Consider the following 23,805-nt stretch of genomic DNA (forward strand, 5'->3'; position numbering starts at 1 on the left):
TTCCGTTGAGAGCCTTGATGACCCATCGCAGAGCCACCAGACGAAAGGACTGTCCCTTGACAGGGCCTCTACCGGTTCCGACCCCAGCCACCGCTCCCTATTGGGAGGGTGCGCAGCGGGAGGAACTCACCATTCAACAATGCCAGTCGTGTACCCAGCACTACTTCTATCCACGGCCCTTCTGTCCGTATTGCAACTCCGATGACGTGGTGTGGACCCCCGTCACCGGCCGAGGCCGACTGGTGTCCTACGTCATCAACTATCGACCGACTCCCCCCTTCGACCCCGAGACTCCCATCGTCGTCGCCCTGGTCGAACTCGAGGAGGGACCTCGAGTGATGAGCAACGTGATCGGGGTGGATCCCGAGCCTGAGAACCTTCCGATCGGCCTACAGCTCGAAGTCACGTTCGTCGAACGTGGAGACATGAAACTCCCTATGTTCACGCCGTTGCAGGAGTCGGCCCGATGACATCAATGCACAACGGAAACATTGCGATCGTCGGCGCGTCGGAGACCACAGAAATCGGTGTCTTGCCGGACATGTCCGTCCTCGATCTACATGCCAACGCCGCCCGCAACGCAATGGCCGACGCCGGTCTCACACCGTCGGACATCGACGGCGTCGCCACCACCGGACTGATGTCCCTCGAGGTCTCTCACCACCTGGGCATAACCCCTCGCTGGCTGGACGGAACAGGCGTCGGCGGTTGCAGTTTCATGCTGCATGTACGCCATGCGGCGGCCGCCATTGCGTCTGGTGCCGCCGACGTTATCCTCGTGACCCACGGAGAGTCCGGCAGGTCCCGCGTCGGCACGCCACCATGGCCGCTGACCTTGAGCTCCATGACCGGTCAATTCGAGAATGTCTACGGCGCGACCATGCCGTATTCGACCTTTACTCTTCCTGCCCTTGGCTTTCTGCACGAGCGTGGAATGACCGTTGAACACATGGCTGAACTGGTTGTTTCGCAGCGTAACTGGGCGCTCGACAATCCCCGGGCTTTCCGCCGCAAGCCGACGTCGGTAGACGAAGTGCTGGCCGGTCCGCGCGTGGCGTACCCGTTCACCCGTGACATGTGCTGTGTGCTCACCGACGGCGGTGGCGCCTTGATCCTCACCAGTGCAGAACGAGCAGCAGATATGCCGGGATCCGATCGGCATCTCTACCTACTCGGATCCGGTGAATCCGCCGAAGCTCCAATGGTTTCGCAGTTGCAGGATCCCGGATCGTTCGGCGGATTCCGTCGCGCAGGCGCCGAGGCCTTCGCCACCGCGGGAATCACTCATGCCGACGTCGATCATCTGATGGCGTACGACGCCTTCGCCCACGTCCCGCTCTACATGCTCGAGGATCTCGGATTTGTCGGCTTCGGCGAATCGGGAGACTTTGTCGCCGAAGGACATACATCCAAAGGCGGTCGACTTCCGATGAACACCAACGGCGGTGGGATGTCGTACACCCACAGCGGTATGTACGGGATGTTCGCCATCCAGGAGGCTGTGCGCCAACTACGCGGGGAAGCGTGCGAGCAGGTTCCCGACGTCGAAATCAGCTTCGTCCAAGGAGTCGGGCTCTACTTCGGTGCCGCGGGCAGTTTGGTCCTCTCGAACCGGCGTCCGTAAAGCGGGAATCTTCGGCGAGCCGACCGCTGCACCCGACGATCAGGAACGTCGTCGACTGAACCACCCACCCCGCTGGGGCCACAGAAAGGTACCTGCATGACCACCTCACTTCCATCCACCGAGCACCCGCTTACAGCGCCGGACATCGATATCACCAGCGTCGAGTTCTGGAGTCGGCCCTTCGCCGAGCGGGACAAGACATTCGAATGGCTGCGCAAGAATGCCCCGGTGAGCTGGCACAAGCCGCTGGACCGCCCGCACTTCAAGCCCGACCACGGCGAACCCGGGTTCTGGGCTGTCGTGAAGAGTGCGGATATCGCGTTCATCAGTCAGAACCACGAAATCTTCAGCTCCGATCCGCTCCGGTGGCGGGGAGTGGGGTTCGCACCGAACGATCCGGAAATATACGGGGCCCCGAACTTCGTGATGATGGATCCGCCCGATCACACTCGATACCGCCAGATCATCAGCTCCGGGTTCACGCCGAAAGCTGTCAAGCGTCTGCGCGACAAGATCGAAGAACGCGCCGAACAAATCGTCGATCGAGTAGTCGGCGCGGGCGAATTCGACTTTGTCACCGAAGTCGCGTCGAAGCTGCCGATGCTCACGATCGCCGATCTCGTCGGCGTCCCGGAAAGCCTGGTCCAAGAATTCGCGAAGGCCGGCGACAACCTCGTCGGAGCCGCCGACCCCGAGGTGTGCCCCGAGGCAATGTCCCCGAACGAGTTCACGGTGCAACAGATCGCGATCTTGTCGGAGATGGGCAACGACCTGGTCAATTTCCGTCGCAAGAACCCGGCCAACGACATCGCCACGGCCATGGCCAACACCGAATTCGACGGTAAACCGCTCTCCGAGCTCGAAGTCGGTTCCATGATGCTCCTGCTCAGCGTCGCCGGCAACGACACCACCAAGCAGACCACCAGCCACACCGCCATGTCACTGGCCAAGCATCCGGACCAGAAGCGATGGCTGACAGAAGACTTCGACGGCCGCATCGCGCAGTCGATCGAGGAGTTCATTCGCCACGCCTCGCCCGTCCAGGAATTTGCGCGCACGGCCACTGCGGACGTCGAGGTCGGTGGAACCCAGATCCTCAGGGGCGACAAGCTCGTCATGTTCTACTGCTCGGGCAACCGTGACGAGGACACCTTCGACGATCCTCATCGGTTCGACCTCCAGCGCAGCCCCAACAACAACCATGTTGCCTTCGGCGGTGGCGGGGTCCACTACTGCCTTGGCCACATGGTCGCCAAAGCCCAACTGCGAGCACTGTACTCACAAATACTCACCAAACTCCCCGCCATGGAGGTGGGCGAGCCGGTGTACCTCTTCAGCGAATTCATCAACGGGATCAAGCACCTCCCGGTGCGCGTGTAACAAACCCCAGTAAAGAACAGGAACGGCGCTATGAAAATCATTGTCGATCGCGGACGGTGCACAGGAATCGGAATCTGTGAATCCGTAACCGAGGATTACTTCGAGGTCGCCGACGACGGATCACTGATTCTTCACAAGGAATTGGTCGATGCCGGCGACGAGAACCTCGTCCGGGAAGCCGTTCGTGCGTGCCCGGCCAAAGCACTGACCCTCGACGAGACATGATCGTGAGCGCAACAGATATCGATCGCGGTGCGGGGCTCGTTGTCGTCGGAGCGTCACTGGCCGGTCTGCGGGCCGCGGAGTCTGCCCGTCTGGCAGGGTACGAGGGACCGATCACTCTGGTCGGCGACGAATTCCACCTTCCCTACGACCGCCCACCCCTGAGCAAGCAGTTCCTGAAAGACGGCGCCGAGGTCGACTTTCACACCACCGCCGAGGAGCTCGCCTCCCTGGATGTGAAACTTCGCCTCGGGGCACCGGCGACGGGACTGGATCCCGCATCGCACCGCGTGCGTGTCGGAGACAGCGACTGGATTCCCTACCAGAAGTTGATCATTGCGACAGGTGCGTCACCCCGCTCGTTGCCCCACGCACCGGATTTGGACGGCGTTATCGGGCTTCGCACGATCGATGACGCACTCGCACTCCGCGAAAGACTGCGCCCCGGAACAAAGCTCGTGATAGTCGGCGCCGGATTCATCGGGTCCGAGCTAGCGTCGTCCGCCCGAGACCGAGGCGCAGACGTGACGATCGTCGAAGCTGCGCCCATTCCACTGGTCCGCGCAGTCGGCGAGACCGTCGGCCAGGCACTCGCGAAGTTGCACGAACGCAACGGAATTCCGCTCTTGTGCAACGTCCAGGTCGAAGAGCTGATCGGCACCACCCATGTCGAGGCCGTCCGGCTCAGTACCGGCACTTCGCTGCCCGCTGAACTCGTCGTCGTCGGTGTGGGAGCGGCTCCCGCAACCGGGTGGCTGGCAGATTCGGGCATCGAACTACATCCAGTGGACGGCGGGGTGATGGCAAACGAGTTCCTTCAAACCTCGCTCGAAGACGTCTATGCGGCAGGCGATGTGGTCCACTGGCCCAACCCCGCGTTCGACGGACTCTCGGTGCGGCTGGAGAACTGGACGAATGCTGCTGATCAGGCGAATCAGGCGGCTGTCAATGCCGTCGCGCCAGAGGACGCCAAGCCTTACGAGACCGTGCCCTACTTCTGGAGCGACTGGTACGAGAGCCGAATCCAGTTCGTAGGCACCGCAGTCGCCGACGAAGTTGTCTTCGCTTCCGGCGATCCGGAGGCTGACAAATTCGTAGCGCTGTACCGCTCGGGCGACCGCCTGGTCGGCGCCGCCACGCTGAATGAACAACGCAAGATCATGAAGCTGCGCCGCATTATTGCCAAAAAGGGCACCTGGGCAGATGCGCTCGAGCTCCTCAACCCCACGGAGAAGAAATCATGACCACTACCGCAACTGCCGCCGTACTGCGCAACGGCGACGGCAAGTTCGAACTCGAGGAGATCGAGCTCGGGCCGCTGGCATCGGACGAACTTCTCGTGAAGGTAGTCGGCGCCGGGATGTGTCACACCGACCTTCACATACTGAATCCCGATTTGGTCGAGCAGATGGGGCCGATCATCCTCGGCCACGAAGGTTCCGGCATCGTCGAAGAGGTCGGCAGCGCTGTCAGAGGCATCGAGGTCGGTGACCACGTGCTGATCAGCTACGATTCCTGCGGTCACTGCCGCAACTGCCGATCCGGAATACCGTCCTACTGTGACGAATTCATGCCTCGCAATGTCACGGGGCGCCGCCCGGACCTCAGCACGAGCGCAGTCGATCAGAACGGCCTCCCGCTGGCGAACCGGTGGTTCGGACAGTCCTCCTTCGCCACGCACGCCATCGCAACCGAGCGCAATCTGGTCGTCGTGGACAAGGCGCTCCCACTCGAGCTTCTCGGCCCTCTCGGCTGCGGACTGCAGACCGGAGCCGGTTCAGTCCTCAACGAGATGAAACTGGCTGCCGGACAGAGCATTGCAGTGTTCGGAGCGGGCGGCGTCGGCCTTGCTGCTGTAATGGCTGCCAAGGCTGCAGGCGCCCGCGACATCGTCGTCGTCGACCTGGTCGACGCCAGGCTCGAAACGGCGTTGGAGGTCGGCGCTACCCGAACCGTCCGCGGCGACACACCTGACCTCGTCGAAGCCATCAAGAACGGCGGACGCGGACTCGACTTCTCCTTCGAGACAACCGCCGTGGCCTCGGTGATCACGACAGCTATCAAAGTCCTCGACATGCCGGGTAAGGCGGTGCTGGTGGGCGGAGGCGTCGCGAAAATCGAGATCGAACCGATGTTGTTGACCGGCCGGACCGTAACGTACGCCCTGGAAGGAAGTTCGATCCCACAGGTCTTCCTTCCCCAGCTCGTAGATCTGTGGCAGCGCGGTTGGTTTCCATTCGACAAGCTCGTCCAGACCTACCCGCTCGAACAGATCAATCAGGCCGTGGAGGATGCGCTCTCCGGCAAGACAATCAAGCCGGTGCTGACGCCGGCACAACACTGACCACGAAATGGGATCGAGAATGACCTCAACGGATTCGCTAGCTTTATCGGCGGCAGCAACATCGAATGGACGCGATCTCCTCACCACCGGCACCTTCGGCGTGATCAACCCCGCGACCGGCGAGGTATTCGCACAGGCTCCGTCCGTCACACCGGATCAGCTCGACGAGGTGTTCGCCGCAGCTCAGAATGCGTACACGTCCTGGCGGATCAACGAGGAATACCGTCGTGACGCATTGCGCCAAGCAGCAGACGTCATCGAAAGTCGGATCAGCGAACTCGCCCCGATCCTGACCTTCGAACAGGGCAAGTCGCTCGCCGACTCCACGATGGAATTCCATATTGCGGCGACGTGGCTGCGCTACTACGCCGATCTCGAGATCCCGCGGGAAATCATCCGAAACGACGCAGAGGCCTTCGAGGAGGTCACCCGTCGACCGTTGGGCGTTGTCAGTGCCATAACTCCGTGGAATTTTCCGATCACGCTCGCGATGTGGAAAATTGCGCCGGCACTACGGGCGGGCAACACGATCGTCGTCAAACCCTCGCCGTACACACCGCTGGCAACACTTGCCCTCGCCCGAATTCTCCGTGGCACCTTCCCCGACGGTGTGCTGAACGTGGTCACCGGACCTGATCCTCTTGGCGCAACGATGGTTTCACACCCCGTTCCGCGGAAAGTCAGTTTTACCGGATCAACCGCAGTTGGGCGAAAGGTTGCACTCGGGGCTGCCGACGACCTCAAGCGCGTCACTCTGGAACTCGGCGGAAACGATCCCGCCGTCATTCTCGGCGACGTGGACGTGGAGAAGATCGCGCCCAGCCTCTTCCGAAGCGCATTCACCAACAACGGACAGATCTGCCTCGCGATCAAGCGCGTGTACGCACACGAAAGTATCCAGCCCCAACTGGTCGAGGCACTCAGTGCAATCGCCAGATCCGTCAAGGTCGACGAAGGCACCGTCGAAGGAACAGATCTCGGGCCCATCAACAACAAGCCGCAGTTCGAACGAGTCAAGGAATTGATTGCGGACGCGGTGAGCAACGGTGCACGGGCCACCGCCGGCGGCAACGCAATTGACAGGGACGGCTACTTTCATCAGCCGACCATCCTCGACCAGGTCGACGACGGAATGCGCATCGTCGACGAAGAGCAATTCGGCCCCGTGCTTCCCATCATCTCGTTCCGAGACGAAGCCGACGCCATCGTCCGCGCCAACCGAAGTGAGTACGGCCTCACCGCATCCGTGTGGTCGGGCGATGCCGACCACGCCGCTCAGCTCGCACCGCAATTCGACGCCGGGCAAGTCTCGATCAACGTGCACGGCGCAGGTGTCGTACCTCACCTCCCCTTCGGCGGACACAAGCACAGCGGCATCGGAGTGGAAAACGGCCCTTGGGGTCTCCACAGCTTCACCGAACTACAGGTGATCGCCGGCCCCTCACGCCAGTAGCGGCATGCCTCCCATTCTGATCGTCAACCGGATGATCGATCGATAAAGATGCGGCGATCGGTCAGCCCTCGGCAACCAACGTCCAGAGAGTTGGACGTTGGTTGCCATCGGACTTCCAGTGGTGAGGGTGATCAGAACACGTTTGCGGCACCGACGACGCACACACTCGAGAAATTACGAACACTTCGCACTAGTCACCAAAATCCCTCCAGAAAAGAGGACACTCATGTCTACCGTGGTCAACAGCGAGCGCGAGGATCCCCAACAACCGCCTGATCCTTCAACGCTTGGGGCCTGGCTTCTGGGCCAACGGGACCCCACTCGGCCCGCGATCGTAATCGACGGCAGGACAAAAACTTTCGGCGAGCTCATCAGCAAGGTCAACCAGCTCAGCAACAAGTTCACCGCTGTGGGCCTGAGCAAAGGCGACGTCGTCGCGGGTCTGCTGCTGAACGGTGCCGAGTACTACGAAATTGCCCTGGCCTGCATGCAGAGTGGTTTGTATTTCGTTCCGATCAATACCCATCTCGCTGCGCCCGAAGTTGAATACATCGTGCGCGATTCCAACGCGTCCGTAATCATCGCGCACGCAGAACTCGCCGACAAGGTTGTCGGCCGGGTCGAGGACGCCGTGCCGCACCGCGTGGTTGTCGGTAGCGCGCCGGCCGACTGGTCCAGCTACGAATCCTTCACCGACGTCTCGGACGACACTCCCGCCGCACGGTCGCTCGGTTCGCTGATGATGTACACGTCCGGCACCACTGGGCGACCCAAGGGCGTACGCCGACCGCTACCCGATGCAACGCCTGAGAGTTCTCTCGACGCGGGTGCCCAGCATTTGTCCACAGTCGGGATTCCCCCGGGGACACCTGGACGTCATTTGGTTTGCTCGCCCGTGTATCACGCTGCGCCCGGCGGCAATTCGCTGATGATTCTGCATGCCGGCCACACGCTGTACATCTTGCCGGGCTTCAAAGCCGAAGATGTTCTTCGGTCGATCAGCGAAAACGCAATCACCAGCTCCCACATGGTTCCGACGCACTTCCAACGACTCCTCGATTTACCGGCCGGCGTCCGTGTCGGTGCCGACGTCTCGAGCATGCAGGCTCTACTTCACGCCGGCGCTCCGTGCCCGGCGGCGACCAAGCGCGCCATGATCGAGTGGTTCGGGCCGGTTCTGTGGGAGTATCTCGGCTCCACGGAGGGGCACGCCGCCACATGCTCCACGCAAGAGTGGCTCGAACATCCGGGCACTGTCGGGCGCCCGGCGCCGGGCGCCGTAGTGCTCCGGGGACTGGACGGAGAACAGGCTCCCCCAGGGGAAGAGGGCACGATCTACTTCAAGTCCAACCCGTTCGAATACCTGGGTGACCCGGAGAAGACCGCTGCGGCGCGTTGGGGCGACTTCGCCACGTCCGGAGACGTCGGACGCTTCGACGACGACGGCTACCTGTACGTACTGGATCGCCGTGCAGACTTGATTCTCACAGGTGGCGTGAACGTCTACCCGGCGGAGGTCGAGGGCGCACTGCTCGAGCATCCCGGAGTCGACGATGTCGGAGTCATCGGCGTGGCCGACCCGGAGTGGGGCCAGAAAGTGGTGGCGGTTGTCCAGTTGGCATCCGGATTCAACGGCGACGACGACCTTCGCACTGCGCTGGACCAGCACGTACGTGATCAGATCGCCGGATTCAAACGACCGCGCGAATACATCTTCGTCCAGGACTTTCCGCGATCGGCCGCCGGCAAGGTGTCTCGCGCAAAACTGCGGGAACTCGCCAACGGTCAGTAGTGCTTGTCCGGCAGCGCTTTTCAGTCCCACAGGCTTTTCAGTTTCTCAGAACACAGGTAGGGCCGCCCGACAGAAACAGATCCCCAGGAGAACGACAACGGTCCCAACCGTCGAAGGCACGGACGGCTTGTCGTTGAGCGGGTTTTACATCGCGACTGGGGCGTGCCCTCCCTATGAGAACGAGAGCGGCTCCCGATCTCCCCTGAGGTCGGGAGCCGCTCTCGTCCTATCGACGGATTTCTGCCCAATCCGAATAGTTGTTTCTTGATTCCGCAATACGTTCGGAGCGACGGATCCGCCCGGCTGCCGATCAGGTCTACATGTCGAGCCTTCGCCGGCTTCGGCGCGTATGGACCCACCTACAAAAAAGCTCCCCACCTGTGTGAACAGGTGGGGAGCTTTGGCGGTGGCGGAGGGATTTGAACCCTCGGACGGGGGTTACCCGTCACACGCTTTCGAGGCGTGCTCCTTAGGCCGCTCGGACACGCCACCGTTGGTGACTTTACCGGATGGTGTGCCCGAGACCGAAATCGCCTGGTGGCGGATCGCTAGGTCAGCTTGTCCTTGATGCTGGAAGCCGCATCCTTGACCTTCTCACCAGCGTCTTTGACCGCAGATTTCACCTGGTCGCCTTTGCCTTCGTTTTCGAGGTCTTTGTCACCGGTAACACTGCCGGTAGCTTCCTTGGCCTTACCGCCGAGATCTTCTGCCTTGTTCTGAGCTTTGTCTGCGATTCCCACGAGTACTCCCTTGAGTGAACGCGAAACAAATCACCTTCCGGCAATTCGCAGATACCGTGACGGCATCTGCCCTCCACGATGCCTGCGTCTGCCGGTTACTGCCACCCCGATGTGGAATCCATCTCGATCGGGAATAGCGAAATCAGGCTCGTTGGCCGCGAAAGAAATCCTCCAAAAGCCCAGCGCATTCGTCTTCGAGCACCCCACCACGCACCTGCGGACGGTACGTCAATCTTCTGTCCCGAACGACATCCCACAGCGACCCCACGGCACCGGTTTTGGGCTCCCAGGCTCCGAAAACGACCCGCGAGACGCGGGCAAGAACCAACGCTCCGGCGCACATCGTGCACGGCTCGAGGGTGACGGCGAGCGTCGCACCCTCCAGTCGCCAACCGTCGCCGTAGACACGTGCCGCCGCCCGCAGGGCCAGAATTTCGGCGTGGGCGGTGGGATCGGAGGACGCTTCCCGTGCATTGGCTGCACGGGCAACCTCGACGCCGTCTGCGTCGAATACCACTGCGCCCACAGGAACGTCGGCGTCCGATGCACTGCGCGCGGCACCGATGGCCGCACGGATCATGCGCTGATCGTCAGCGAGTGACATCTATCGCGGGAGCTTGTCGAGCACCGCAGAGAACTCGGATTCGAATCCGAGTCGCTGCGCAATCATCGCCAACTGCTCGTCGGGATACAGATCAGTATCGGCAGCGATCACCGCGAGGACGGGTTCCGGTAGCCCCAGATCAGCCAGGACCGACAAATCCCCTTCTTCCCATGGCTCCACACTGTCGAGCTCATCCGGATCGATGTCGGGGATTTCGACGTTCAATGCATCGAGGACGTCCGCTGCGATGTCGTAGTCGATCGCTGCGGTCGCGTCGGAAATCAGCAGATGCGTTCCCGTCGGCGCGGGACGCAAGATGACAAAGAACTCTTCGTCGACGTCGAGGAGGCCGAACACGGCACCTGAGCTACGAAGCTCACGGAGTTCGGTTTCGGCGCTTGCCAACGACGTCAGAGCCGCAGAGGTCAACGCCTTGACCGTCCACCTGCCTTCGTCACGTACCACCGCCACGCCGAAGCCTTCGAACTCCTCCGACTGGTTCGAGGAGGCGCTCTTGTTACTCGCGCGCTGTGCACCCATGGCGCAACGGTAGCCCGGCTAGTGCCCGTGAGAGAAGTCCGAGTCCGGATATGCCAACCTGAACGTGTGTCTGCGACCGATTCTGCCCCTCCCGTCTGCGTCCTCGGCCTCGGTTTGATCGGTGGTTCGCTGCTGCGCGCCGCTGCCCGCGCCGGACGTGAGGTGTGGGGTTACAACCGTTCGAGCGAGTCGGCGGACGCGGCGCGTGCCGACGGTTTCGAAGCACACACCGATCTGGCGCTCACTCTTCGGAAAGCTCACGAGACCGGCGCGATCATCGTGATCGCCGTGCCCATGCCCGCTGTCGACGCCACCCTCGAAGCCATTGCCGCACATGCCCCGAACAACCCGATCACCGACGTCGTGAGTGTGAAGGGTGAGGTGAAGGCAGCCGTCGAGCGTCGTGGCCTGAATGCCCGATTTGTCGGCGGCCATCCCATGACCGGAACCTCGGCGTCAGGCTGGGCTGTCGGCGATGCAGATCTGTTCGCCGACGCCGTGTGGGTCGTGGCCACCGACGACGGCGTCGACGCGCAGGTGTGGACGCAAGTAGCGGACCTTGCTCTGGACTGCGGTTCCGTCGTCGTTCCGGCCGAGTCTCTCGAGCATGACCGGGCTGTGGCCCGGATTTCGCATCTGCCGCACCTTCTCGCCGAATCGTTGGCGATTACCGGCGCTGCCGGTGGTGAACTCGCTCTCGGGTTGGCTGCGGGATCGTTCCGCGACGGCACCCGCGTGGCCGGCAGTGCCCCATCTCTGGTGCGGGCGATGTGCGAGGGCAACCGCGACGCCCTCCTGGTCGCACTGGACGAGGCTCTTGCCCTATTGCAGAGCGCGCGAAGCGAACTGCACGCGCACGGTTCGACAGCGGAACTCGTCGATGCGGGATTCGCGGCCCGCGGAGCCTACGAATCGCATGAACGCTGGGACATCACCGATGTGAGCGTCGGAGAAGCCGACTGGATCGACCAGATGCGCGACGCCGGCCGCCGTGGTGGCGTGATCCGGCGACGCCGGTAAATCTGCGCTGCTGGCTAGATCCGGCCGGCCAGTCCGGGGTAATCGAGGATGAATCCTTCGTGGTCGACGGTCACCGTTGCACTCGATACGGGCGAAAGCACGCTGATGCCGTCGGTACCGCTGCTGTAAGTGATCGTTGCGGCCTCGACGCGCAGGTCCAGAAGGTTGACGTACACCACCGGCACCTCGACGTCTTCGGTGTCGTTCTGCAGGCCGAAGCGCCGGATGGGAAGGGTGTTGAAGAACGGGCTGAGGATCACGTCGACGTCGAGCGCACCGGAAAATGAGGAGCGCTGGTGGTTGGCGCCGTTCTCCACCATCCAGGTTCCCTCTTCGTCGCGGCTGATCGACATCTGACGCTCACCCGCAGCGAGGGCGGTTCGCACCGACAACCGGCGCGTGATGCCCGCCTCGTCTGTGACCAGGTCATATGACGCACTGAATGCGGGATGTTCGCTGCACGCGCCACCGATGATCCGGCCTGACGCCTTGATGCGATTGCCGCTCAACTGCACACGTACCGACTCCATGCGAGGAGCGTTGTGCGCCTGCCAGGTCAATACCGCAGGCCAGGATGCGCTATCGGAAGGTTGGATGCTCACCCGACCACGGTAATGGACGATGCCCTCGAGAGCACTGCTGGCTGGTGATTATTACCGCGATCAGGGACCTTTTCGGCGGCGTCGGTGACCTGGGACTGCGTGTGTAAGGCGATTCACAGTCCAATTCGGCGGCCGATACGTGCGGAATGCCGGTACGCAAAAAGTTGTGGCAAAAGCTGTCGGACTTCTCGAGTAACGTGCTTACAAGTCGGTTCGTGAGGAAGGGTGCTGTGACGTCGTCGCAAAGCATGGTGGGGTTGTTTGCCGGTATCGGCGGGCTCGAGTTGGGTCTGTCGGAGCACGGGTGGAACACCGAACTGCTGTGTGAAATCGACCCAGGCGCCCAAGCTGTTCTCCGCTCCCGGTTCTCGGATGTCCCGTTGCACGGCGATGTCACGAAACTGCGCGCGCTCCCCGCCGACATCGACTTGGTGGCTGCCGGCTTTCCCTGCCAGGATCTCTCTCAGGCCGGCAAGACTGCGGGCATCACCGGCGCCCGCTCAGGTCTCGTCGACGAGGTATTCCGACTGGTCAAGCGCAAAAAGGGTCCGCGGTGGCTGGTCATCGAAAACGTTCCCTTCATGCTGCAGCTAGGCAAGGGCGCCGCGATGCGCCACATCACCGACGCCCTCGAAGACCTCGGTTACACGTGGGCGTACCGCGTTGTCGACGCCCGGGCATTCGGCCTGCCGCAGCGCCGCCAGCGCGTCATCATGCTGGCATCGCGTACCGAAGATCCCCGCGAAATCCTCTTCGGCCAAGATGCCGGTGAACGACTGGGCGGCGACCCGGCAGATTTCCCGTGCGGCTTCTACTGGACCGAAGGCACCCGGGGACTCGGTTGGGCAGTCAACGCCGTACCGACGCTCAAGGGTGGATCTTCCGTCGGAATCCCCAGCCAGCCGGCGGTGCGGCTGCCGTCCGGTGAGATCGTCACACCAGGCCTGGTCGACGCGGAACGACTGCAGGGTTTCGATCCCGACTGGACACTGCCGGCCGTCGACGTTCCCGGCCTACGACACAGCCATCGCTGGAAGCTCGTCGGCAATGCCGTGAGCGTGCGAATGGCGTCGTGGGTGGGTAGCCGTCTGGGCGATCCCATCGAATACGACGCCGACAGCGAGACGCCCCTCGAACCTGGCGACGCCTGGCCGAGCGCCGCATGGGGCCGAAACCGCCAAGCGTTCCGCGTCCACACCTCGACGTGGCCCGTTCAACACGACTACGAGGATCTGAGCGGATTCCTCGAAGACACCCGGTTGCTGTCCGCCCGGGCCACTGCGGGCTTCCTCAAACGCGCACGCATGGGCAATCTCCGCTTCATCCCCGGATTCATCGAGGACGTCGAAAGCCATCTCGAGCGGATGGGCGGATATCCCGAGGCAGTTGCATGAGCGGGGCAGTTGCATGAGCGGGGCAGTTACATGATCGAGGACTCACTCTTCCCCGAACCGGAGACCCTGTTTCCGGAACCCCAGCACGAACCACTGTGGGACGCACTGCGACTCGCGGGCGACAAACCTGCCGCAGACGCCGATCGCGGCGAGAAGAAGAACTACGCCCAGCGGCTTTCCAATCAACTCGCGCAGACCGTGGCCGACGCCTTGCGCCCGTTGTACCCCAATATCACCCCCACCGCGACGGGCGAGGGCCAGGAAGCAACGGTGGATGTCGCCAAGGGCCGAAAGCGCTTGGACGTCAAGGCGCTCGACCCCACCCTCGGCTTGATCCTGTGCGTGTCGATCAAGACGTACAACTTCCAGGACTACAGTCCTCGCAGCGGAAAACTCGGCCGCTGGACCAAGAACATTGTCCGCAATGATCACGAATTACGCGGCGAGGCAATGGTTTTGCATCAACGCCAGCCGTACAGCGTTCTGGTCGCCGTGATGTTCGAGCCGTATTCCACGTGCGACGACGGCGACCCCACCAAGACCAGCGACACCGGAAAATCCTCGTTCGCCCACCATGTCACCACGCTGTCGAAGCGTTCCGGCCGCGGCAAGCGTGCCGTCGTCGGCGTTCCGGGTAAGGCGTGGGTTGATCTGGGTGCCGAGGACACACGCTACGACCTCTTCGAGAAGGTGTTCATCGGACTGTACGAAACCGATGGCGCCGTACGCTTTTTCGACGTCGACGAGCCGCCTCCCCGCAACGGTCGCCCCACCGAGACCCAAACACTCTCGTTTGACGATTTTGTCACCATAGTGCACGGTGAAGTGGAGCGTCGCAACAGGTTTGCTCCCACGTGGTCAGACCCGGATGACAGCGACGACTCCGACAGCTGAGCCCGACGAAGGTGAATGAGCGTGCCCGCGACGGATCCGACAACCAGCGCCCGGATGAGCGCGCAACGTCGACGCGACACCAAACCCGAGATCGCGATCCGGCGCGAACTGCATCGGAGCGGGTTGCGGTACTTCGTCGATCGGGCTCCCGTCAAAGGTGTTCGCAGACGGGCCGATTTGGTGTTTCCGCGGCGGAAGGTGGCCGTGTTCGTCGACGGCTGTTTCTGGCACTGCTGCCCGATACACGCGACATACCCGAAGAACAATGCGCAGTGGTGGGCCGACAAGTTGGCCGCCAATGTGGCGCGAGACCGTGACACCGACGCACGCCTGGCCGAACAGGGCTGGACCGTCATCCGCATCTGGGAGCACGAAGATCCGCTGACGGCAGCCGAACGCGTCCGGAACACCCTTCTGGCTCCGTAAGCTTTCAGCGTGACGGAACGCAACGGGGCTCGGTGGGTTTTGGCTGTGGCACTGATTCTCGGCGGAATCGTGTACTCGTCGTGGATTCTGGAGTTCTTCCTCGACACCGGACTCGACCCCGTGACGTCGTTCCTCAGCGAACTCGACGCGGCAAATCAGAAGTACCGCGACGTATTCGGGAATGCCGACATCGTCTCCGCGGTCTTGCTGTTGGTGGCCGCCACGCTCGGGCTACTGGTTACGCAGCGACGCAGGCTTTACGTGACGGGCTGGGTAGCGCTGGCGGTGTTCGGTATGGCGACCATCGCGGACGCGTCGTTTCCGCTGGACTGCTCTGGACCCGATTGTGAGGCAAGCGCACCCGGCGGACTGCTGCCGCAACTGCATCACGTTCATGCCCTGACCAGCAGCGTAGCGGTCTTTGCCATCTTCACCACGATGATCGCATTTACCGTCGGCGCCTTCCGTTATCGCGAGCATCCGTTACTGCGCACCGTCGGATTGGGCCTTCTGATCGTGACTTCCCTTGCGACGGTGTGGATGTTGACAACTAACGGTATTGCGCTCGCCGGCGGAGGTAACCTGGGCTTGGGAATCGCCCAACGTGCACAGGTTTTGGGAATGTCTTTGTGGCTGTGCACCCTGGGTTGTGCGGTAGTGCGGCAACAGGAAAGGTTTTTGAACAGCGATTTCGGGCGATCCTGACATACACGGACCTACCGAAGGGTGTGCCCATGTCACTCGCGTCGACGTTCTTCTCCCACCCGCATCAGGCGTTTACCACGGGGTTTTATCGCAACGAGTCCTTCGACTACGAACTGCGAGTCCTCCTCGGCCATGCAACGTACGGCGGCTCCGATACCGGAGAAGTGCTTGCTGCCATCGCTGAAGTCGGCGACAAAGACCACGAAGGTTGGTACGTCGCGTGGTTCGACCTCGGATCGCGGATCTTCGAGGAAGCCGAGGAGTCCGCCCGTGCCGGACACCCGCGCAGCGCGTCGAGTGCGTACTTGCGGGCGGCGTCGTACTTCGGTGTTGCGGTCAACGCCGTCGACGGACTGCGTGACGATTCGGTTCTTGTTCCCACCTTCCGCCACCACCGCGCCGCGTGGGACGGGTTTGTCGACACCACTTCGCAACCCGTGGAGCGCGTGCGGATTCCGTACGAGGACACCACGATGCCGGGGTACTTCTTCCGCCCGCCCGGAGATGTACGACGCCCGACGCTCATCCTGGTGAACGGCAGCGACGGCCCCATCAGTTCGATGTGGGTCAACGGCGGCGCCGGCGCACTCGAACGCGGCTACAACGTGCTGATGTTCGACGGACCGGGCCAGCAGTCCATGCTGTTCGAGAACAATGTTCCGTTCCGCCACGACTGGGAAGCTGTCATCACCCCTGTCGTCGACTTCCTGATCGACCGACCGGACGTCGACGCGTCGAAGTTGGCGATGTACGGCGTCAGTCAAGGTGGTTACTGGGTGCCGCAGTCTTTGGCCTTCGAGCATCGGATCGCCGCGGCAATCGCCGACCCCGGTGTGGTCGACGTATCCGCGTCGTGGCTCGTCCACATCCCGCGCGGCATGCAGAATTTGCTGGAAGAAGGCAAGGCGGACGCCTTCGACCGCGACATGGCGATGGGGTTGCGAGCGTCGAAGGAAACGGCTCGTATTTGGCGTTTCCGAGCCCGGCCGTACTTGACTGACGGGTACTACAACACTCTCGCCGAGGTTCGGAAGTACCGCCTCGAACATGTTGCGGGCTCGATCACCACTCCCCTGCTGATTACCGATCCCGAACACGAACAGTTCTGGCCGGGGCAATCGCAACGCCTCGCCTCGTTGTCCGGCGGGCCCACCACGCTGGTTCCGTTCACGGCCGCCGAGGGCGCGAGCTTTCACTGCCAGCCGATGGCCCGACGTCTCACCGACCAACGCATGTTCGATTGGCTCGACGAGCAGTTGGGGCTCTAGACCGCCACACCGACCTTCGCCGGACGATTCAGGAGCGTTACACACATCGGGAGCAACAGAACGGTGATCGCGCCCGCGGCCACCAGAATCGACGCGTTGGCCGACGACATCTGACCGGCACTGACAGCAGCTCCGGTGACGGCCACGATCATCGGCAAACCGGTAGCCCCGTACAGCGCGACCTGCGCACTCTCCCTGGCGCTGAAGGGTGGTTCAACCTTTTCGAACTTCGTCGTGAGGAACACTGGCACACCGCGAACCACGACGATGAGAACCAGGAAAGCCAGCAGGGCAGTGGGATTTTCCGCGACCGCCGACACGTCGATTGCCATACCGGACGTGATGAAGAAGATCGGAATGAGGAAACCGAAAGCGATACCGTCGAGCTTGATCTCCAGTCGCTCGTCACCGTCGGGCATCAGGCGTCGCAGAATAAATCCGGCCGCAAAGGCGCCGAGGACAACGTCCAGAGAGAACACGGCCGAGAGCACGCCCAATCCGACCAGCAGCAAGATCGTCAGGCGAACCGTCGTCTGCGCTGTGGTGTCCTCACCGGAACGGACAAGCCGGTGCGTCCACGATCCCCGCGAAATCAGCTTTGTCGGCAGCACCGCAAGAATCACCGCGATCAGCGCGAATGCCGCGAGGACCAGTAGTGACAGGACAGCGCCACGCGCACCGAGTAATACGGCCATCGCAACAACGGGGCCGAGTTCGCCGACAGCGCCGTGGTTGAGGACCGTTCGCCCCAGCCTGGTGTCGAGGATCTTGTTGTCCTTGAGAATCGGCAGCAAGGTACCCAACGCCGTCGACGTCATCGCGATCGCTACCGCCGCTTCTGCGGAAATCACACCCTGCGCCCCCAGTAGCGCGACAATCGCAAACGCCAGAGCGAGGCAGAACAGCCACGTGTACAGCGCTCGCCGACCACCAGCACCGCTCAATTCCTTGCGGTCGATCTCGTAGCCGGCGAGCAAGAACAGCATGCCGAGTCCCAGTTCCCGGAGGATCTCGATGGCCTCGCTGTCCGCCGCCAGGTTGAGCGCAAACGGCCCGACAACCGCGCCGGCGACCAACAGCAGCACAACTTCCGGCACCAGGCGCCGCGGGAACAGGCCCGCGACAAAGGGCGCGAGCGCGGCGATCAGCGCGATCCAGAACAGCGACGAGGCAATTGAAGGCACGGATCATTATCGGGCATTTAGGACAGATGTGCCTGCGATCACGTCAACGGCGCGTCACCACCATGGGTCACTTCCGCCAGAACAGGTGGTGGGTTACCCCACTCGGGCTCGGCACGATCTCGAGATGGAAGCGGTCGCGCAACTCGTCCGGTGAATCCCAGAGACGGAGTCCGGATCCGAGTTCGAGCGGGGAAACCGCGACGTGCATGGTGTCGACAAGATCCGCGTCGAGAAACTCCCTGACTGTGGTCACACCACCGCCGAGCCGGACGTCCTTGCCCTGCGCGGCCTCACGGGCCTGCGTGAGCACTGTCGCCGGGTCTGCGTCGACAAAATGAAAAGTGGTGTCGGACAGAGTGAACGACGGCCTCGGGTGGTGGGTCATGACAAATACCGGCGTGTGGAACGGCGGCTCGTCGCCCCACCATCCCTGCCACTCGAGGTCTTTCCAGGGTCCACGCTGGAATCCGAATTTGTTGCGGCCCATGATTTCGGCACCGATGTTCTGCGCGAAGTCGCGAGTGAAGTAGTCGTCGAGGCCGCGGCTGCCGCCGGGATCGGTTCGATTCGGCCAGCTGGCCGTGGCTCCGGCCCACGCAAACATATCGGAATGGTCGAACCCGAACGGACTCTCGAAACTCTGGTTCTCACCCGCGGCGACTCCGTCGCTGGAGATGTTGAAGTTCTGGACCCGTAGTAGCTGATTCACTGTGCGCTCCCACACTCTCGAGGATGGTGATACCTGTGTTCAGACTCGGCGGAGAGGTCAAACTCATCGCGGCGTATGCATCAAGCCTGATCGTCCATGAGACTGAGCGTCTCCCAAGCCTGCTCGATGCGGCCGGCCGAAAAACGGGAATCGGAGCTTTCGAGCTCGGCGAGGATGGCCTGGACGACGGCGACCATGGCTGTCAGCGATGGGGTCACGTAGACCCCCTCGATCGGAGTGATCACGACGTGATCGGCGTTTGCGTTCAGGGGTGACGAGTGGAGGTCGGTGAGAACCGCAACAGTCGCGCCCCGCTCGTGCGCAAGACGGGTCAGTCCACGCAACGAACGAGTGAGGCGCCAAACATTGATGACGATGACGCAGTCGCGTTCGTCCAGGTGTGACACGTGAACCGTCTGCGACGTTGCGGATCCTGCAGCGAGGTGAATGTCGTATCCGTAAATGGATGCCAGGTAACTGAGTATCTGTCCGGGTCCCGCACCGGATCCGGAGGTGATCACCACGATTCGGCGGGCCGCCTTCATCGCGTCGGCAACGCTCTTGATGGCGGTGACGTTGGCCGCGGACGAGACGGCGGCGATGTTTGACACGTCCTGCCTCAGCATGTGCGCCGCCGCCTCCGTTGATTCGGGACGCTCGGGATTCGTTGTTACGAGTGAGTCGAGATACTCGGTCCGGAGCGCTTGACGAAGATCGCTCCACCCCTCGAACTGGAGCTGCTGCGCGGTCCGCACGACAGTGGAGACATTCACCCCAGCGCGCTCGGCGACTTCGCGGCCGGATGCATAGGAGGCGAACTGCGGCATCTGCGCAAGAACCTGCAGGACTCGATCGGCCTGAGCTCCGAGGTTCGCGCGCTCTGCCCTTTGCGCGAGCATCGTCCCCACCGTCACCTCGAAGTGCCTCTTTTCGCTGCATCTGATACACGGGCATCAAGCGTCGATGACGACCTGAAACACCTCACCGATCGAAGTCACGCTATCACCCACAACTCCCAGGACTTCTCGAGAAAACTCGGCTCGCGCGGGCGCAGTCGAGCGCTTCGTGCCGGCGACGAACGTCGTCGCTGTGGTCCGGCCGCGAGCGACAAACAAAGTGTTGCATGAATCACGATTAAGCATCTAATGTTGCACGCATTCTGGCCGTGGCTGTGGTCGCAAACTTCGATGCACCAACCTGCGACCCAGCCTCGACGAGAGAATTCCCGCAGCTCACAGGCAACAATCAAGCATTTTCAAGGAGAGACTATGCATACTCGGGTAGTAAACGCCCACGCCCTCGAACCCTCGACGGGCGAGCGGCAGAAGAATGCGTGGATCGATATCGCCGACGGGCGGATCGTCGACAGCGGAGTGGGGCAGCCGCCCGCTTCGCACGGTGACATTCGAATCATCGATGCCGGTGGGGGCACCGTCATGCCCGGCTTGGTCGATGCCCACGTGCACATACTGGTGACGACGACAAATACCTCCGAAATTGCCGGCTGGGCGCCGAGTTACACGACTTCGAGAGCGCTGCGCTCAGCGGGCGACATGCTCCGACGCGGTTTCACGACCGTGCGTGATGTCGGTGGCGCCGACCACGGAATGGCCCGAGCCTTGCAGGAAGGCTTGGTGCCTGGGCCGCGACTGATCTTCGGAGGTAAAGCACTTTCGCAGACCGGTGGCCACGGAGACTTCCGCTCTCTCAATGACACCTCTGCGCCCTGCTGTCAGCTGAAACCCGACTTCGGCCGCATCGCGGACGGCGTCGATGCCGTCCGCCACGCGGCCCGGGACGAGTTTCGCAAGGGCGCGCATCACCTCAAGCTTGTTGTCTCCGGTGGGGTCGCATCCCCGACTGACGAGATCTCAGCTGTCCAGTACACGGAGGAAGAGATACGTGCGGCTGTCATCGAGGCCGAGAACCACAATCGGTACGTCACGGTGCACGCCTACCACCCACGCTCGGTGAATCAAGCGCTGAGGGCCGGAGTGCGATGCGTCGAGCACGGCAACCTCATCGACGACGAGTCGATCCGCCTGCTCGTCGAGAACGACGCCTTCCTGGTACCGACGATCATCACGTACAAGGCGATGCACGAGGCCGGTGCCGCATCCGGCCTGTCCGCAGGGTCACTGAAGAAGCTCGACGAGGTTCGCACAGCGGCCGTCAGTGCGCTCGAACAGGCCCACCGGGCAGGAGTCAATCTCGTCTACGGCACCGACTTGCTCGGGCATCTGCAGACGCGACAACTCGAAGAGTTCACGATCCGCGCGCGCGTTCAGCCGATCCTCGATGTGATCCGCAGCGCCACCAGCACTGCTGCTCGCCTGCTCGGCATGGAAGGCGAGATCGGCACACTCGCCCCGGGTGCTCACGCGGACCTCCTCGTATTGGACGGGGACCCAGTCGAGGATCTCACTGTCCTCACCACTCCGGAGCGGTACTTGCGGCACGTGATCCACGGCGGCGGTGTGACCGATATCGCGACAACTCGGTAACTGAATCGGAACTCGTCGGACGTACCGTGTCGAAGTGACGGACATAACAGCGACTGAACCCGTGTGAAAGTGTTCAGAGACTACAAGGTTCAGAGGATACAAGAAAGCCCCTCACCTGCTGGTGAGGGGCTTTCTGTTGTGCGCCCGAAGGGATTCGAACCCCTAACCTCTTGATCCGTAGTCAAGTGCTCTATCCGTTGAGCTACGGGCGCATGTTCTGTTGTCTTGCTGGTCTTGCGTGTCTTGCCGTCGTACTTTCTATCATTTCTTACCCGCCGGTCAAAATCACCGGCGTGGCGGAGGCGAGAGGATTTGAACCTCCGGTCCCTCGTAAAAGGGACAACTCATTAGCAGTGAGTCCCATTCGGCCGCTCTGGCACGCCTCCCTGGGGGTTCCGATCCTTTCGGACCGCCGGGACGAAAGATTACACACTTCTCACCACCAAAGGCAAAACGAGTGGTCAGAGGCCCGACAGCTGGCGTTATCGCAGGTTGCCGTCGAACCAGTCGAAGATCCGGGTGCGGGCGTCGATGATCGCGGCTGCACACGGGTCGTCCTCGTCCCGGCCTTCCGGCACCTGGGGTGGTTCGTCGGCTCGATGCGACAGCCCGGTGTAACTCACCACCAAGGTCGCCACGTCGGCCTTGGCCGTCGCTTCCCTCAATCGGTTGACGTGCTCGGGCGGGGTGTCGGGGTCGTCCTCGCCGAAGAGTGCGAGCCACGGAGCTTGCAGAGACCGTGCGGCGTCGACCAATGCCTGCGCGTCGACGGACAGGGATTCGACGATCCCGCGGGCAGCGACACTCACAGCGGCACCTACAGGTCGACTGGTTGCGACGAGCATGGCCGCGGTGCCGGCCGCATCGAAGCCGAGGACTCCGACCGTATCGGCCGGCACGTCCCGGCCCGTCAGCCAATCGAGGGTCGCATCGACGTCGGCAAAAAGGTTGTCACCGAAAACGTCGCCCTGGATGTGCTCGGGCTCGCGGTGAAACAGATGCGGGGCGACGGCCAACCAGCCGTCGAGAGCGAGGGCCGCCATCAACTCCAGGAGCGCTTTGCTGAACTGCCTCGCTTCGTGCAATACGACGATCGCGCCACGGGTCGGGCCGTCGGGTTCCACCACGGTCAGTGGCACAGTGGCGACGCCGCCGTCGGCCACCCGCAGATTCGCGGCATCTCGGAACATTCCCGACATGTTCCTACTCTGACACGTGGACGGCTCGAGCGCACCGAATGCGAGCGCGCATAATCGGACTGTGACCCCACACATTCGCCCCGACCTCGCTTCGATCCCCGCCTACGTTCCCGGACGCAATTTTCCGGGCGCGATCAAACTCGCGAGCAACGAAACGACACTGGGCCCGTTGCCCAGCGTCCGCGATGCCGTCGCCGAGGCCGTCGGGCACGCGAATCGTTACCCCGACAACGGCGCGGTGGCATTGATCGAGACGCTGGCGTCATTCTTGAACGTCGAACCGGCAAACGTCGCTGCTGGTTGCGGCTCTGTGACACTGTGCCAGGAGTTGGTGCAGGTCACGTGCGATCCGGGCGACGAGGTCATCTACGCGTGGCGCTCCTTCGAGGCCTACCCGGTGGTGACTCAGGTTGGCCACGCGGTGTCCGTGAAGGTTCCCCTGGCTGAGGATTTCGGGCACGACCTCGACGCGATGCTTGCCGCGATCACGGACCGCACGCGCCTGATCTTCATCTGCAACCCCAACAACCCGACCGGCAACGCGCTGTCGAAGAAGGAACTCGAAAAGTTCCTCGACGCCGTCCCGCCCCGCGTCGTCGTCGCGCTGGACGAGGCGTACTACGAGTACTCCCGTTCCGATGCCGATGGCATCGAGCTTTTCCGCGATCGCCCGAATGTGGTTGTACTGCGCACGTTCTCGAAGGCGTACGGATTGGCCGGGATTCGGGTGGGTTACGCGGTGGCCCATCCGGAAATCATCGTCGCGCTCGGCAAGGTCCACACACCGTTCTCGGTGAGCGCGCTCGCGCAGACCGCCGCCATCGCGTCGTTGGCTGCTGCCGACGAGCTCCTCGCCCGCACCGACGCCGTCATCGCGGAGCGGACTCGCGTTCGAGCCGCGCTGATCGAGGCCGGCTACACGGTTCCCGAATCGTCGGCGAATTTCGTCTACCTACCGCTCCGTGAACTCTCCCCCGGTTATGCCGACGCAAGTACCGAAGCGGGCATCCTGATCCGCCAGTACGGCACCGAGGGCGTCCGCATGACCATCGGCGACCCGGACGAGAACGACGCCTTCCTTGCCTTCGCCTTGACGGAAGAAGCAAAGCGTTTGGCGGGAATCGGCGTCAGCGCGTGACACTTGATACATAACTGTTACGCCCAGCCCTAGAATTCGTTCTCACGGCCAGGCACACTCAGG

Annotated in this window: 24 protein-coding genes and 3 tRNA genes; 16 read left to right on the top strand and 11 right to left on the bottom strand. The window is 62.4% G+C overall.

The window, feature by feature from the left end:
* Positions 1-56 precede the first annotated feature (56 nt).
* The 8 genes from ACFRFQ_RS26200 to ACFRFQ_RS26235 all read left to right on the top strand — a co-directional run bounded on the left by ACFRFQ_RS26200 (position 57) and on the right by ACFRFQ_RS26235 (position 8,815).
* A complete protein-coding gene (locus ACFRFQ_RS26200; protein ID WP_378664368.1) occupies positions 57-470 on the top strand; it encodes a Zn-ribbon domain-containing OB-fold protein in 414 nt (137 codons plus the stop codon).
* Entirely contained in the window at positions 467-1,624 is a 1,158-nt protein-coding gene (locus ACFRFQ_RS26205; RefSeq protein WP_378664371.1) for a thiolase, read from the top strand. Before ACFRFQ_RS26200 ends, ACFRFQ_RS26205 begins: the two co-directional genes overlap by 4 nt.
* A 96-nt stretch (positions 1,625-1,720) precedes the next feature.
* On the top strand, positions 1,721-3,004 hold the full coding sequence (locus tag ACFRFQ_RS26210) for a cytochrome P450 (protein ID WP_378664374.1): 1,284 nt from the start codon (positions 1,721-1,723) through the stop codon (positions 3,002-3,004).
* 30 nt (positions 3,005-3,034) lie between these two features.
* A complete protein-coding gene (locus ACFRFQ_RS26215) occupies positions 3,035-3,229 on the top strand; it encodes a ferredoxin (protein WP_378540649.1) in 195 nt (64 codons plus the stop codon).
* Complete coding sequence (locus ACFRFQ_RS26220) at positions 3,226-4,470, top strand: NAD(P)/FAD-dependent oxidoreductase (RefSeq protein WP_378664377.1); 1,245 nt, start codon at positions 3,226-3,228, stop codon at positions 4,468-4,470. Before ACFRFQ_RS26215 ends, ACFRFQ_RS26220 begins: the two co-directional genes overlap by 4 nt.
* Complete coding sequence (locus ACFRFQ_RS26225; protein WP_378664380.1) at positions 4,467-5,570, top strand: NAD(P)-dependent alcohol dehydrogenase; 1,104 nt, start codon at positions 4,467-4,469, stop codon at positions 5,568-5,570. Before ACFRFQ_RS26220 ends, ACFRFQ_RS26225 begins: the two co-directional genes overlap by 4 nt.
* 19 nt (positions 5,571-5,589) lie before the next feature.
* Positions 5,590-7,023 (top strand): aldehyde dehydrogenase family protein, encoded by a 1,434-nt coding sequence (locus ACFRFQ_RS26230; protein ID WP_378664383.1) that lies wholly within the window; start codon positions 5,590-5,592, stop codon positions 7,021-7,023.
* A 226-nt stretch (positions 7,024-7,249) separates the two neighbouring features.
* Positions 7,250-8,815, top strand: coding sequence for an AMP-binding protein (locus ACFRFQ_RS26235; protein WP_378664385.1), 1,566 nt, complete (start codon positions 7,250-7,252; stop codon positions 8,813-8,815).
* A 401-nt stretch (positions 8,816-9,216) separates the two neighbouring features.
* On the opposite strand, the gene ACFRFQ_RS26240 is transcribed toward ACFRFQ_RS26235, so the two are convergent.
* The 4 genes from ACFRFQ_RS26240 to ACFRFQ_RS26255 form a co-directional block, all read right to left on the bottom strand.
* Positions 9,217-9,307: transfer RNA gene (locus ACFRFQ_RS26240), tRNA-Ser, on the bottom strand.
* A gap of 56 nt (positions 9,308-9,363) precedes the next feature.
* Positions 9,364-9,555: a CsbD family protein gene (locus ACFRFQ_RS26245; protein ID WP_138871432.1), complete on the bottom strand. Its 192-nt coding sequence runs from the start codon at positions 9,553-9,555 to the stop codon at positions 9,364-9,366.
* A gap of 142 nt (positions 9,556-9,697) precedes the next feature.
* Positions 9,698-10,159 carry a nucleoside deaminase gene (locus ACFRFQ_RS26250; protein WP_378664388.1) on the bottom strand — a complete coding sequence of 154 codons (462 nt, stop codon included), beginning with the start codon at positions 10,157-10,159 and terminating at the stop codon, positions 9,698-9,700.
* On the bottom strand, positions 10,160-10,699 hold the full coding sequence (locus ACFRFQ_RS26255; RefSeq protein WP_378664390.1) for a tRNA adenosine deaminase-associated protein: 540 nt from the start codon (positions 10,697-10,699) through the stop codon (positions 10,160-10,162).
* Positions 10,700-10,747: 48 nt separating this feature from the next.
* On the opposite strand from ACFRFQ_RS26255, the gene ACFRFQ_RS26260 reads away from it, so the two are divergent.
* Positions 10,748-11,719, top strand: a complete 972-nt coding sequence (locus tag ACFRFQ_RS26260; RefSeq protein ID WP_378664650.1) for a prephenate dehydrogenase — start codon at positions 10,748-10,750, stop codon at positions 11,717-11,719.
* A 14-nt stretch (positions 11,720-11,733) separates the two neighbouring features.
* On the opposite strand, the gene ACFRFQ_RS26265 is transcribed toward ACFRFQ_RS26260, so the two are convergent.
* Positions 11,734-12,321: a putative glycolipid-binding domain-containing protein gene (locus tag ACFRFQ_RS26265; protein ID WP_138871429.1), complete on the bottom strand. Its 588-nt coding sequence runs from the start codon at positions 12,319-12,321 to the stop codon at positions 11,734-11,736.
* 248 nt (positions 12,322-12,569) lie between these two features.
* On the opposite strand from ACFRFQ_RS26265, the gene ACFRFQ_RS26270 reads away from it, so the two are divergent.
* From ACFRFQ_RS26270 to ACFRFQ_RS26290, 5 genes are read left to right on the top strand one after another with little or no spacing between them, the layout of a single operon-like run.
* Complete coding sequence (locus tag ACFRFQ_RS26270) at positions 12,570-13,715, top strand: DNA cytosine methyltransferase (protein ID WP_378664652.1); 1,146 nt, start codon at positions 12,570-12,572, stop codon at positions 13,713-13,715.
* A 30-nt stretch (positions 13,716-13,745) separates the two neighbouring features.
* A complete protein-coding gene (locus ACFRFQ_RS26275) occupies positions 13,746-14,609 on the top strand; it encodes a hypothetical protein (RefSeq protein WP_378664392.1) in 864 nt (287 codons plus the stop codon).
* Positions 14,610-14,630: 21 nt separating this feature from the next.
* Positions 14,631-15,035: a very short patch repair endonuclease gene (locus ACFRFQ_RS26280; RefSeq protein ID WP_378664393.1), complete on the top strand. Its 405-nt coding sequence runs from the start codon at positions 14,631-14,633 to the stop codon at positions 15,033-15,035.
* Positions 15,036-15,044: 9 nt separating this feature from the next.
* Positions 15,045-15,740, top strand: a complete 696-nt coding sequence (locus ACFRFQ_RS26285; RefSeq protein ID WP_378664395.1) for a DUF998 domain-containing protein — start codon at positions 15,045-15,047, stop codon at positions 15,738-15,740.
* Positions 15,741-15,769: 29 nt separating this feature from the next.
* A complete protein-coding gene (locus ACFRFQ_RS26290) occupies positions 15,770-17,008 on the top strand; it encodes an alpha/beta hydrolase family protein (RefSeq protein ID WP_378664397.1) in 1,239 nt (412 codons plus the stop codon).
* Here ACFRFQ_RS26290 and ACFRFQ_RS26295 read toward each other — a convergent pair.
* From ACFRFQ_RS26295 to ACFRFQ_RS26305, 3 genes are all read right to left on the bottom strand, one after another.
* The gene (locus tag ACFRFQ_RS26295) at positions 17,005-18,192 is read right to left on the bottom strand and encodes a cation:proton antiporter (RefSeq protein ID WP_378664399.1); all 1,188 of its coding nucleotides are present in this window, start codon (positions 18,190-18,192) and stop codon (positions 17,005-17,007) included. The genes ACFRFQ_RS26290 and ACFRFQ_RS26295 overlap by 4 nt on opposite strands.
* Before the next feature lie 67 nt (positions 18,193-18,259).
* A complete protein-coding gene (locus ACFRFQ_RS26300; RefSeq protein ID WP_378664401.1) occupies positions 18,260-18,901 on the bottom strand; it encodes a dihydrofolate reductase family protein in 642 nt (213 codons plus the stop codon).
* An 80-nt stretch (positions 18,902-18,981) separates the two neighbouring features.
* Complete coding sequence (locus ACFRFQ_RS26305; RefSeq protein WP_378664403.1) at positions 18,982-19,800, bottom strand: MurR/RpiR family transcriptional regulator; 819 nt, start codon at positions 19,798-19,800, stop codon at positions 18,982-18,984.
* A 369-nt stretch (positions 19,801-20,169) separates the two neighbouring features.
* Here ACFRFQ_RS26305 and ACFRFQ_RS26310 point away from each other — a divergent pair, with 369 nt between their 5' ends.
* Positions 20,170-21,405: an amidohydrolase family protein gene (locus tag ACFRFQ_RS26310; RefSeq protein WP_378664405.1), complete on the top strand. Its 1,236-nt coding sequence runs from the start codon at positions 20,170-20,172 to the stop codon at positions 21,403-21,405.
* A gap of 139 nt (positions 21,406-21,544) precedes the next feature.
* Here ACFRFQ_RS26310 and ACFRFQ_RS26315 read toward each other — a convergent pair.
* The 3 genes from ACFRFQ_RS26315 to ACFRFQ_RS26325 form a co-directional block, all read right to left on the bottom strand.
* Positions 21,545-21,617: transfer RNA gene (locus ACFRFQ_RS26315), tRNA-Arg, on the bottom strand.
* Positions 21,618-21,699: 82 nt separating this feature from the next.
* Positions 21,700-21,791: transfer RNA gene (locus ACFRFQ_RS26320), tRNA-Ser, on the bottom strand.
* A 96-nt stretch (positions 21,792-21,887) separates the two neighbouring features.
* Positions 21,888-22,604: a dienelactone hydrolase family protein gene (locus ACFRFQ_RS26325; RefSeq protein ID WP_378664407.1), complete on the bottom strand. Its 717-nt coding sequence runs from the start codon at positions 22,602-22,604 to the stop codon at positions 21,888-21,890.
* Positions 22,605-22,665: 61 nt separating this feature from the next.
* Between ACFRFQ_RS26325 and hisC the strand changes: the two genes are divergently transcribed.
* On the top strand, positions 22,666-23,742 hold the full coding sequence (gene hisC, locus ACFRFQ_RS26330) for a histidinol-phosphate transaminase (RefSeq protein WP_378664408.1): 1,077 nt from the start codon (positions 22,666-22,668) through the stop codon (positions 23,740-23,742).
* The last annotated feature ends 63 nt before the right edge of the window (positions 23,743-23,805 follow it).

Origin of the sequence: Rhodococcus sp. NPDC056743, assembly GCF_042790355.1 — a bacterium.
In the GTDB taxonomy this organism is placed as follows: domain Bacteria; phylum Actinomycetota; class Actinomycetes; order Mycobacteriales; family Mycobacteriaceae; genus Rhodococcus_F.